The sequence below is a fragment of the Desulfosporosinus sp. OT genome (assembly GCF_000224515.1).
In the GTDB taxonomy this organism is placed as follows: Bacteria; Bacillota; Desulfitobacteriia; order Desulfitobacteriales; family Desulfitobacteriaceae; genus Desulfosporosinus.
On sequence record NZ_AGAF01000131.1, the window covers coordinates 1 to 11880 of the forward strand.

At 43.7% G+C, this 11880-nt stretch carries 10 protein-coding genes; 2 read left to right on the forward strand and 8 right to left on the reverse strand.

The annotated features are described in order from the left end of the window. Nucleotides 1-63: 63 nt before the first annotated feature. From DOT_RS12155 to DOT_RS12165, 3 genes are all read right to left on the reverse strand, one after another. Complete coding sequence (locus DOT_RS12155; protein ID WP_009618873.1) at nt 64-660, reverse strand: TetR/AcrR family transcriptional regulator; 597 nt, start codon at nt 658-660, stop codon at nt 64-66. A gap of 84 nt (nt 661-744) precedes the next feature. After that, a complete protein-coding gene (locus DOT_RS12160; RefSeq protein ID WP_009618874.1) occupies nt 745-3876 on the reverse strand; it encodes an efflux RND transporter permease subunit in 3132 nt (1043 codons plus the stop codon). Beyond that, nucleotides 3873-5078, reverse strand: coding sequence for an efflux RND transporter periplasmic adaptor subunit (locus tag DOT_RS12165; protein ID WP_139024198.1), 1206 nt, complete (start codon nt 5076-5078; stop codon nt 3873-3875). The genes DOT_RS12160 and DOT_RS12165 overlap by 4 nt, the downstream gene beginning before the upstream one ends. Nucleotides 5079-5359: 281 nt before the next feature. Between DOT_RS12165 and DOT_RS12170 the strand changes: the two genes are divergently transcribed. Next, a complete protein-coding gene (locus DOT_RS12170) occupies nt 5360-5644 on the forward strand; it encodes a YtxH domain-containing protein (RefSeq protein WP_009618877.1) in 285 nt (94 codons plus the stop codon). A 158-nt stretch (nt 5645-5802) separates the two neighbouring features. Here DOT_RS12170 and DOT_RS12175 read toward each other — a convergent pair whose 3' ends face one another. The 3 genes from DOT_RS12175 to DOT_RS12185 all read right to left on the reverse strand — a co-directional run bounded on the left by DOT_RS12175 (nt 5803) and on the right by DOT_RS12185 (nt 8306). Further along, nucleotides 5803-6153: a hypothetical protein gene (locus tag DOT_RS12175; RefSeq protein WP_009618878.1), complete on the reverse strand. Its 351-nt coding sequence runs from the start codon at nt 6151-6153 to the stop codon at nt 5803-5805. A gap of 186 nt (nt 6154-6339) precedes the next feature. Further along, nucleotides 6340-6681, reverse strand: coding sequence for a hypothetical protein (locus DOT_RS12180; RefSeq protein ID WP_009618879.1), 342 nt, complete (start codon nt 6679-6681; stop codon nt 6340-6342). 146 nt (nt 6682-6827) lie between these two features. Further along, the gene (locus DOT_RS12185; protein ID WP_009618880.1) at nt 6828-8306 is read right to left on the reverse strand and encodes a DEAD/DEAH box helicase; all 1479 of its coding nucleotides are present in this window, start codon (nt 8304-8306) and stop codon (nt 6828-6830) included. 362 nt (nt 8307-8668) lie between these two features. On the opposite strand from DOT_RS12185, the gene DOT_RS12190 reads away from it, so the two are divergent. After that, entirely contained in the window at nt 8669-10573 is a 1905-nt protein-coding gene (locus tag DOT_RS12190) for a cell wall-binding repeat-containing protein (RefSeq protein WP_009618881.1), read from the forward strand. A gap of 140 nt (nt 10574-10713) precedes the next feature. Here the strand turns inward: DOT_RS12190 and DOT_RS12195 are convergent, their stop codons facing one another. Beyond that, nucleotides 10714-10932 (reverse strand): hypothetical protein, encoded by a 219-nt coding sequence (locus DOT_RS12195; protein ID WP_009618882.1) that lies wholly within the window; start codon nt 10930-10932, stop codon nt 10714-10716. A 76-nt stretch (nt 10933-11008) separates the two neighbouring features. Then, nucleotides 11009-11880 (reverse strand): S41 family peptidase (locus tag DOT_RS12200; RefSeq protein WP_009618883.1); only part of this gene is annotated, 872 nt, incomplete at its 5' end.

The window sequence follows — 11880 nt, forward strand, 5'->3', positions numbered from 1 at the left end:
GTTTACGGGGCTACTGATTTGTGCATTTGCTCTTGCAAGTTCATTTTGAACTGCCTCTTTCTTTCAAGACAGCAATCCTCTGAGCCCCTTGAGCACCATAACCACGATCGCCTGATGATCAATTTCCTCCAGAGGACTCCGATTGCAAAAAACCCTTTTCTTGCTAAACTCATCCAGTGTTCCCATAATACAGAAGGTCGCTAACTCTTCATCGAGGTCTGCTCGACATTCCCCTTTTGCTTTAGCCGCTTTAACTAAATCTATGATCTGTTCACAGATAACCTCTCGCTCCGCAATGAGCTGCATGCGGATTTCTTGAGAAAGTATATTAACCTGCATCGCTATTTGGAAGATATCCATATGGTTATTCAGGAATTCCACATTATAGCGAGAGTAGTTGAGAAGTCGTTCCTCAATGGTTTCCCCCTGATCCATACAAGCTTTCAACCCGAGATGAAATTCTCTAACACTGAATTTTAATATTTCTTCAAACAAGTGTTCCTTACTCTCAAAATACTCATAAACAGTGCCTTTACCAATGCCCGCTTCTTTGGCGATATACTCCATCTTCGCACCGTCAAAGCCGTGCTTAGAAAAAACCCGAATTGAAGCTTGAAGGATGTCTATTTGTTTTGCTTCTCTAGCCCCGATAAATATCATCTCCTTTAAACAGAATACATTATGTTCAGACCTCTTTCGAGGTTCAAAGTACGAACTTCGAACCTCGAGCATCGAACCTCGCAGTTATGCTGAGTGCGTTGTACTCAACTCAGTTATTTTCTCTTTCTTTTTTCGCTTCTTAGAATCCCGAATATCCTCAAAAATCGTATAGATAACGGGTACAAGCAATAAGGTTGACACCGTAGAAAGTGCAAGCCCAAAAATAACCACTACTGCCATCGGGGCCATTGTCTCGGAACCTTCACCGATTCCTAAGGCCATAGGGATGAGGCCCAGGACAGTTGCGAGCGAGGTCATAACGATTGGTCGTAGGCGAATCGGCCCGGCATTTTCAATAGCCTCTTCCCGTTCCTCGCCCCGTTCTCTGCGCTTATTAATGTAATCCACTAGAACGATGGCATTACTGACTACAATTCCAATTAAGAGAATCAAACCGATAAACGAAGGCACACTTAAGGTTTTGCGAGTGATGAATAGCCCCAGCATCCCCCCTGAGAATCCCATAGGCAATGATAGGATGATCGTAAATGGGTGTAATAAGGATTCAAACTGAGAGGCGAGAATCATGTAGACGAGGATAATCGCCAGAACTAAGGCAAGCGCCAAATCTTTAAACGAGTCCACCAAATCTTTATTTTGCCCGATCACCTCATAGGTATAGCCGGCGGGCATCTTGTATGCCTTTAATTTAGCTTCAATATCCGTAGTTATGCTGTTTAAATCCCGGTTCATGATCTGACTGGTAATATGAACCACGCGGGTCTGACCTGTGCGGTCAATCATCACCGGACCACGATCTAACGTGACTTGAGCAACCTGACTGAGCGGAACGGTAATGCCTGTAGCCGTGGGGATCGGGGTCTGCTCTAAGTTAGCCAGGCTGGACTTAAACGTCTCATCTCCGCTCAGCACGACATCGATTTCTGTTCCCTCATAACGATAACGTGTTGCAGTTGTACCAGAGATCGTCCCCTTTACGGCCTGAGAGATCTGACCAGCGGTTAAGCCGAATTGCGCAGCATTCGGACGATTAATTTTGATCTGGACCTCCGGGATCCCTTCAGTCATACTCGTTTTGACTTCCCGGGTCCCATCGACAGCTGCCACACTACTCTGGATATCCATGCCGATTTTCTTCAGCTGATCAAGTTCCTCTCCCTTGACCGCAATATCTACCGGCGTCGTAGAACCTCCCATTTGCATGTTATCTCCAACTGTAACATTGATCTCCGCACCAGGCAGGTCTCTGGTCAGCAAGCGGATCTCATCACTCACCTGTCCGACGCTCCGCTGGCGAGATTTTAAATCTGTCAGTTGCACACTAACTGAACCAGTATTTGGGCTATCCCCTCCGATGGAAAGTCCCCCACTAGTCCCGATTTGGGTAAAGACGGTTTTGACCTCTTTGATGCCTTCCAGCTTCTTCTCTATTTGCGTAACGGCATCTTCCGTATCCTGAAGCTGCGCACCATCCGGTAGCGTCACTTTAATACTTAATTGACCCGTATCACTCGCTGGCATGAATTCCGCACCCAACTTAACCGTTGAAGCACTGGAAAGAATAAAGAGTAGAATTGAAACCCAGACCACCGTCTTGCGATGATTCAGGCCATAATGTAAAAATCTACGGTAACTGGCCTCAATGCGTCCAAATTGCCGGTCGAACCAGCGACTGAAACGGTCAACTACCCCGTTCAGACCCCGACGTCCCTCCGGAATTCCCTCCGCTTTCATGATCTTCGCAGATAGCGCCGGAACCAAAGTCAGCGAAACTAGGAGCGAGGCTGCAAGGGATATACTAACCGTCAGAGCTAATTCTCGGAAAATCGAAGCCACAACCCCTTGGACAAAAACAATGGGCAGGAAGACGGAAACGGTCGTCAAGGTAGAAGCAAAAATTGCCATCCCGACTTCCGAAACCCCTTTCATTGCTGCCTCGACTTTGGTGTATCCCGATTGTCGATGACGATGAATATTTTCCAATGCCACAATGTTGTCATCTACTAAACGTCCCATTGCCAGAGACAGCCCTCCGAGAGTCATCATGTTGATGGTGATTCCAGCGAAGTAAAGTACGGCAAAGGTCGCCATCATGGCAATCGGAATAGCCGTGGCAGTGATAAAGGTTGTTCGAATATTATGGAAGAAGATAAAAAGTACCACAATCGCTAAAATTCCACCTAGAAGGGCTTCATTTTTCACGGTATTGATCGATTGCTTGATGGAAACGGACTGGTCCATCACGGTATCAATCTTGAGATTAGGATAGTCTTTTTTAAATTTTTCCAGGGCAGTATTGACATCGTCGGCCACTTTGACCGTGTTTGTCCCGGATTGTTTTTGAATAGAGATACTGATGCTTTTTTCCCCATTGGTTTTGGAAATCGCGGTGATTTTTTTATGTTCTAGACCCACATCCGCAATATCTTTCAGTCGGACTTGCCCTCCACCAGCTAGAGGAATCAACAGTTCCTTGATGTCATCCAAGGATTGGAACTCACCCGTTGTCCGAATGGTTAAATCCTGTGTTCCTTTCTGTACCTCTCCCCCTGGAGCATTGAGGTTCTCCGCTCCAATAATTTGGGCTAAAGTATCATTTGTTAGCCCGTACCCTTTCATTTTCTCCTGATGGGTTTTAATTTCAACCTCATTTTCATATCCGCCGGTGACGGTGACAGAAGCTACCCCCGCAACTCGTTCAAGCTGGGGTTTAAGAGTATCTTCAGCAATCGACTGCAACTTAGCAAGATCTGCATCTTTGGCAGACAGGGACATTTGAACAACGGGCATCGATCCCAGGTCAATCTTCATAACCATCGGTGCCTCAACATCCGTAGGCAATGCTCGCTTCACCTGGTCAATCTTTTCCCGCATTTGCAGAGCTGCAAAATTCATGTCCGTTCCGTTCTTAAACTGAGCTATAACAATCGAGCGTCCCTCTGTCGTTGTAGAAGTCACCGTATCAATATTTTCCACAGTGGAAACGGCTCCCTCGATAGGGTCCGTGACAAGCTTCTCTATTTCCTCGGGGCCTACGCCAGTATACTCCGTCACTACGATCGCAACTGGAACATCAATTTTTGGCAAGAGATCAACCGGAAGACGGGATAGAGAAATGCTACCCAAAAGAATGATAATTAGCATCGCCATAATGATCGTGACCGGGCGCTTGACCGAAACCTCCGCTAACTTCAAGACGCGTCCCCTCCCACAATCTTGACTTTACTTCCCTGATCAACGAGGGTTTGCCCTTTGACGATCACCTGATCTTTAAGGGCTAAACCTTTGAGGATTTCTATATCCACCCCCGTATCCAGGCCCGTGACAACCTCTTTGGCGACAGCTTTATCCCCTTCGACAACATAAACAACGGTCTTTCCGTTTTTCAGAACGACGGCTTCACTTTTAGTAGCCATAACGTCCGCCTTCTCCTCAGTCGTGAGCTCAACCTTGTCAAACATACCGGGCTTGATTAAGCCCTCGGAATTCTCCATTATAATTTTAACGGGGAACAGCAGAGTCTTTGGATCTGCAGAAGGGCTGATATGATCGATTTTTCCAATGAAACTCTTCTCGGATACTGAGGGAACGGTAACCTGGACTTCTTTACCTTGGACCAAGTGATTCACAATATTTTCTGCCACATCGATCGAACTATAAAGACTATTGGTATTCGTTAGGTTCATCGCCGCTTGCCCAATTGAAGCAGTATTTCCGACCGTAACATTGACTTGGGAAACGATCCCATCGACCGGAGCCGTCACCTCGGCATTATCTAAAGCTTCCCTGGCTTGCGTGAGTTGAACTTGAGCCAGCTGGAGAGTGCTGTCCGAGGCCTGAACTTCCAACTGTTCAATCTGACTGGCATAAGTTGATTCTAACTCCTTGACCGCCAGCTCAGCCTGATCAAGTTGATCCTTTGATACTGCACCAGCTTGAAAAAGGGCCTTTGTATTCGCTAAATCCTGTTGAGCTTTAGCAATCTTCTCTGCAGCAAGAGTTTGCGTACGCTCAAGGGAAGATTTGGCCGCTTCCCATTGATCTTTGCTATTTTGATATCTGGCATCCGCCAACTCATATGTATCTCTCATATCGGAAGCGTCGAGTGAGAAGAGAATTGCATCTTTTTTAACAATGTCTCCTACTTTAACGTTGACAGACTCAACTTTACCTGAGGCCTTTGGGATTACAGCGACATCAGTATCAGAAGAAACTTTTCCGCTTAAGATTTCGGTATTTATGAGTGTCTTCTTCGCGGCAGCTTCCACTTCCACCGGAATATATTTTTCTTCCACCGGAGTTACTACTGGCTTACTCATAAGCCCACGCCCTATAAGTACCATCACCAACAGTACTGCGAGTAGGATCAGGACCCTTTTCCCCATTTTCTTTTTCAACGTTCTTTTCCCCCACTTTAATTTATATATTTACTCGATGGCTAAGCATTACATAACTCACACTCTATAAGTGTAAGCTATGAGGCCACTCCACTCAAAACTGACCGTTCGGTCACACTTAAGCTAAGTTGTACAGGGTATCTCAATCGAAATCAATCCTCTTTTACTAATCCTATGAAATAATAATCTCGGGCAATTAACGTCACGAGCAACTTATAATTTTCAGGAATAATATGATAGCATAAATTAAAACACATTATTAAAGAGAAAGGAAGGATCACATGTTAAAAACGCCCAGAACCCAGCGGTATGCTAGCCTGAGCGCCGTTGCCGCGGCAGCCTTCGTTGGAGGCCTCGCTGGGGCGGTCATTGGCCTGAAGTTCGTGCCAAAAAGTGAGAAGGCTCTGCGTCAAAGAATTCAGGACAGCATCATAGAACACGTCGTCGAGGACGTTACATTCCATCCTGCCGAGACTCTGAAACAACAGGGCACAGATCTGATAGATAAAGGAAAAAAATTAGCCAAGGAGCTCCAAACCTTTATTCAAGAATCCCAGAGAATTTAAGACTACTATTCTTATCACTATCGCCACAGTTACACAACACAACCAGAAAATTCTCTCCAAACCTGTGCTGAAGCCGAATAACTCCTCAAATACTTTAAAATCTCGTTTAACAATAATGCATTTTCTCCCATGAAAAAGAGAAGTCCCTACCGCAGCTCCTAGCGGTCCGAGGCTTCCTTTTTCCGTTGACGAATTTCATGCCATAGGTCCATCACTTGTTTAACTGCCTCAAAAAAGACTTTAATAAAGTGCAATGGATTCCTTTGTAGTTCCTCAAGACCACAGGCGGCCTGACTCACTGTACCGCCCACTTGCTCACTAGTCTGTCTCACAACAGTGGTTACGGCTTGGGCATCCTGAAGGAGATGCGGCAAATGAGCATTCAAATTCTGCATGGTAAGCTTTGCCTCATTCGTGAGTTTCCGGACCGAGCGAATCCACAGCATTAATTCAATACCGAGGACCCCTAAAATGATGGTGGCCACAAGTGTACATACTTCATAAATCACAGATCTAGCCTCCACTCTCATCGCGCTAACTTTATATTACAGATTCGACGGATTTAAGCATTTACCTTCGGACCCACGTAAAAATTCTAGTTGATGACTATGATTAAAGAGCTATTTGAACGTATAAAAATGCCCTCTTGAACAAAGAAGACATTTTTATATGCTCGAGTATTATATTATGCATCATTAAATCGCCTTCCGTGTTGTAATTACATCCCCAATGGCATTTAAAGTCCCCTCAACATGGTGAACCTTATACTTGAAATTATCAATTTCTGCCCCACGCACTTCACTATTATGTTCTATTGCCTTAACCACCATGAATATTTCATCTTGTCTCGACTTCAATCCGTTCGTCTCTGACTTCAATCCGTTCGTCTCTGACTTCAATCCATTCATCTCTGACTTCAATCCATTCATCTCTGACTTCAATCCATTCATCTCTGACTTCAATCCATTCATCTCTGACTCTAGTCTGTCCAGTTTATTCAGTATAAGCCCGAGCATTTCTTTGATCTCTTTCTCCATCAGTACACCACCTTTCTTCAAAATTATACCATTGAGAGAATACCTCTTCAAGATAAATATCGTCAGTGGATAAAAAGAGAGAAAGAGAGAAAGGTGGGCATGAACACCTTTCTCTCCGAATTGTTTCTTATCCGATAGGAGTTTTCTTATCCGTTTCTCTTACTGTCCCTACCTCTTTGAGCTCCGGCCCCTCCACGAACATCGTTGCCTTTCCCTCTCCGAGCCCAAGTATCAACTTTTTGTCCGTAGCCATCTCGGTTATAATTCCTCTGTTGAGGTCTTGGGTTATTACCCATGCTTCGCACCCGAGCTGGTGCCGCTTCCGTCAAGCGGACCTCGACAGCTTCTGGTTCCTTGGTGATTATTTTCAAAGCAGCGGACAAAAGAGTCACAGAATCATTTTCTGCCAGCAACTCTTCTGCTACCCCTTTATATTTCTCAATATCTTCTTCTGCAATCACTCTTAGGATCTCATTCATAGTCAGACGTTGCTGACCTTCCACCGCCTCGATAATTGTCGGAATAGGCTTACGGACAATCCGCCGCTTAATAACCGATTCGATAAGTCTTAACATACCTATCTCCCGTGGGGTGACTAACGTAATGGCTAAGCCTGTTTTTCCCGCACGACCAGTTCGGCCTACTCTATGAACGTAACTTTCAGGATCTTGTGGAATATCAAAGTTAAAGACGTGAGTCACTCCGCTAATATCCAGTCCCCGGGCAGCCACATCAGTGGCAACTAAAACTTCGATCGTTCCGTCTTTAAACTGTCTCAAGACACTGTCTCTCTTGCTCTGGGTAAGGTCACCATGAATTCCTTCCGCTGAATAACCACGCTTACTCAAAGCTTCAGAAAGTTCATCTACCCGCCGCTTGGTACGGGCAAAAACAATAGACAAGTCCGGTGATTGAATGTCTAAAATGCGGGATAACACATCGAATTTTAGTCTTTCTGATACTTCTACATAATGTTGTTCAGTATCAGAAACAGTAACTCCCGTCGCTTTAATACTAATCAGCTCTGGTTCCTTCATAAACCTCTGAGCAATATTTTGAATCTGTCTAGGCATGGTAGCCGAAAAAAGCAAAGTCTGACGCTCTTCTGGAATCTCTTTCAGAATTGTTTCGATATCTTCTAAAAATCCCATGTTCAGCATCTCATCGGCTTCATCCAAAACAACAATTTTGATGTCATTCAGGCGAATCGTTCTCCTCCTCATGTGATCCATCAAACGCCCCGGAGTTGCTACAATTATGTGAGGCCTTTTCCTAAGCGCCCTGATCTGCCAATCAATACCTTGTCCTCCATAAATAGGTAAGGCATGAATCCGTTTAAACTGCCCAATCTTATTTAACTCCTCAGCCACTTGGACAGCTAACTCTCGAGTGGGGGCCAGTACAATTCCTTGGATTTGTTCGGCTTGAGGCAAAATTCTCTCCACCAAGGGAATCCCATAAGCCGCCGTTTTCCCCGTTCCAGTTTGGGCCTGCCCGATCAGGTCTTTACCCTCTAGCGCAGTGGGGATCGTCTTTTCTTGGATAGGGGTTGTTTCTTCAAACCCCATGTTGATAATCGATCGAATAATCGGTTCACTTAATCCTAAGTCTGTAAATGTCGCCAATACTTTCATTCTCCTTTTTGTTTGGTCATATTCTATAAGTTTTCCAATTGCGTCTCTATCTATAACTGCCGAAACAGAAAAGTTCTCTGTCTATAACTGCGGTACAGAACATGTCGCGATCGCGCGTGAGTTTCGCCAACGAGGCAATAGACGCTTGTGGCACTCAACTATATATTATACCACATTACTTGAGATATGGAAACCTTTGATCAATATTTAGATTTACTCCCTTCGTATTGTGATGAGATGTCCTAAATCATAAGTTCTAACAAAATCCTGTCTTAGGGAAGGGCTATTTCTTCTACTAAAAGAAGGATTTCAGTCGATATTTAGAGAAAGTAAGTATAAAGGAGGAATTGATTTTGAGATTTGCAAGAAAATGCTTTTTCTTATTATTTTTTATTTTTAGTTTTATAATATTGGCTGATGTACCTTCAGCTAGCGCATCTACCTCTATTAACCGAATTGCGGGCAATGATCGATATCAAACTGCAGTTGCCGTTAGTCAAAATGGCTGGCCTGATGGTGCTGATTCAGCAATTCTTGCCTACGGACAAAATTTCCCCGATGCCTTGAGTGCTGGGCCGTTAGCTCACAAATACGATGCTCCAATTCTATTGACAGGCTCCTATAATCTAAATGAGGACACTGCTCAAGAATTAAAACGTCTTAAAGTTAAAAAAGTCTTCATTATCGGTGGCTATGCAGTAATCTCTAAAGGTGTAGAAGCTGAGTTATCCGCGCTGAATATCACTTCAGTGCGGATAGCCGGTCAAGATTGTTATGAAACAGCTCTGCTAGTAGCTAAACAAGTCGGTCTAAGTAAAGGGGTTTTTGTGACAACTGGTTTAGATTTTCCAGATGCTTTGTCCATAGCTCCCATCGCAGCAACCAATGAGATGCCTATAATACTGGTACCGCCCAATGATCTTACTTCTACACAAAAGGCGTTCCTAAGCAAAAGCAAAATACCCACTAGTTACATTGTCAAAGGCTATAATGAAATAAGTGACCAAGTGGTAAGCCAATTCCCTAATTACGAATTTATTAATGGAGCAGACCCTTACGAAAGGAATATCAACCTAATCACACGGTTTGTGAGTAGTCTTGATTTAGACACAGTTTATTTAGCAACCGGTGAGTTGTTTCCTGACGCTCTCACTGCCTCGGCTTTAGCCCAAAAGGGGAAGAACCCCCTAATCTTACTTAAGGGTGATACGATTCCGTACTCAGCCCTTGCCTTCATCCACTCCAACATTATTTCTCAATTCAATATTTTAGGCGGATATAGTGTCATCAGCGCCGCAACAGAATCGACTCTCCCTGAACTACCCGCTCAGATTGAATCAGTTGAGGATGTCCGTGACAGCGTTGAAGAAAAGCAAAAATATGAACCTCCGAAGACAGTAATGGTTACAGATACCAACGGCTTATCTCAATCAGTACCTGTGACCTGGAGTCTTTCCTCTGTATATACCCTACATACAGGAACCTATAGATTTGAAGGAACAATCAATAACTATAGTGGTCACGTCTACTTAAAATTGACAGTCTATCCCAGTGTCTCGAAAATAACCCCTATTTCAGCTGAAGTGATTCTTGGTGACTCCTATAGTCTTCCTGATACGGTTATGGCGGCAATGAGCGATGGTAGTTCAAAAGATTACCCCGTTACCTGGAGCAGTAATATCGTAACTTTAAATAAGACCGGCACTTACACATTCAAAGGCAAAGTTGAGGGCTTAACCCAAACGGCAACCTTAACACTTAAAGTTTCTGAAGATGCCAAAATAGACTTTCCAGATCAAAACCTGAAAGAAGCTATTGCGGATAAAGTAGGCAAAGACGATGATGAAACAATCTACAGAAGCGATGTTATTAATATTAGTTCCTTAAATGTCAGAAGTTCAGGGATCGATGATTTAACTGGCTTAGAGTATTTAACTAACCTAAAAACCCTTGACCTCAGTAATAATAGCTTAACTAAACTTCCCCCCCTTACAAAGCTCACGAAATTAAAAACCTTGAAGTTGCATAATACAGACCTGCAGAATCTAACTGCTTTAAAAGGTTTAACCTCACTCACCTATCTTGATGTATCTGATAATTATATTAAGGATTTTTCACAATTGAAAGATTTCATAAATTTAACTACTCTTTATTTAGACGACAACTATCCTCTTGATACTATTGAAAATTATACGCCTGATTATAGCCCCGTTAGGCTATATTATGATAATCTTGACAAGAAGGATTTCGATTTATAATACAATTTAAATTAGAGATTCAAATATTATGGGAAGCAACAGCCCTAAAAAAGGAAGGCCCCCGAAGTTGATTTCGGAGGCCTTCCTTTTCGACCCTTCTGCACTTGTTGACAAGCATGGACAATTAACTGTTTAAAGATTTAAAGCCAGGTCATATTGTCCATATAATCGCCCCTTAGAATCGGTGTGAGTTTGCTTCTCAGCGGTTCTGCAATATCCCTCAGCCTTCGATCATCGATTTTTAGGATGTCTACTGTATCTAATTTAAGTTTGTCTGCAAGTTCCATAGCTGTAAGGTTCTGGTTTTTCCGAAGTTCTTTAACTGTTTTCTTATTCTTGAACTTCAATCCAAAAAACACGGTAATCCCTCCTAAATTCGCCAAGATTTCTTTAGGCTCCTTCCAAGGCTTTAGATCCGGAAAGCACTTGAGATAATCAATTCATTATAGCCCAACCATAGTCTGGATTACGCACGCTTTTCGGTTTTCTCTCACTTTCCCGATCATTAAGCATAACGGATTGAATCTTCGCTGTGCCCTCAGTTTCTTCTTCTTGAATCGTATGCACAACCACCAAGCCTCCCCCTTGCAGAGCACGGCCAGAGGTATCACAGACCGTGGGATGGATGACCAACCAGTATGTTGTATTCGGGGTCAAGGCAACCTGCGGAATCATTTGCACATTGGATTGGTCAAGCGGTTCAAATTTCGCAAGCGTCCTCTCGCCAGTTTTGCTATTAATCATCTCGATGCTGGTGTTATTTACGCTTTGCCAATCGACTACCCCAGAAAAGTGCACGGCGAATTTCTTATCCAGCGAAATCCCAGATAATTCACTGACCTTGCGATAACCCGGATAATAAAAGGGATAACGTTCTGTTGTCTGCGTTGCACTGAATGAGTCAGAGTTTTGAAGTTCTCCCCAAGCTTCCCAGTAATCTGTTGTTCTACCCTTTGCAAGGGCAACTGGATAATCAGATAACATCAGTTCCGCTGCTTTAATTGAGTCTGCTTGTTGAATCACCACATCGGGGCTGACACCCATTTTGTCAATTTCATGCCCAAGTGGGGAATAGAAGTGATCAACTGTCATTTTCAGTACTCCGCCGTTTGAAAGAGGGAACATGCTCTGAACTGTCCCTTTCCCATAGGTGTTTGTCCCAACGATTGTCGCTTTTTGATGATCTTTAACCGCTGCTGTTAGAAGTTCTGAAGCACTGGCGCTGTTTCCATTAGTTAAAAAGATAACTGGTTGACTCAACGTAAAACCGTGATCCACTGCCTTGTATTGAACAATAGTACCTGCCC

Excerpts from the sequence above, each read along its gene's own strand:
- DOT_RS12180 (WP_009618879.1), bottom strand. The coding sequence starts at position 6,681 with ATGGAGAAAGAGATCAAAGAAATGCTCGGGCTTATACTGAATAAACTG.
- DOT_RS12170 (WP_009618877.1), top strand. The coding sequence starts at position 5,360 with ATGTTAAAAACGCCCAGAACCCAGCGGTATGCTAGCCTGAGCGCCGTT.
- DOT_RS12155 (WP_009618873.1), bottom strand. The coding sequence starts at position 660 with ATGATATTTATCGGGGCTAGAGAAGCAAAACAAATAGACATCCTTCAA.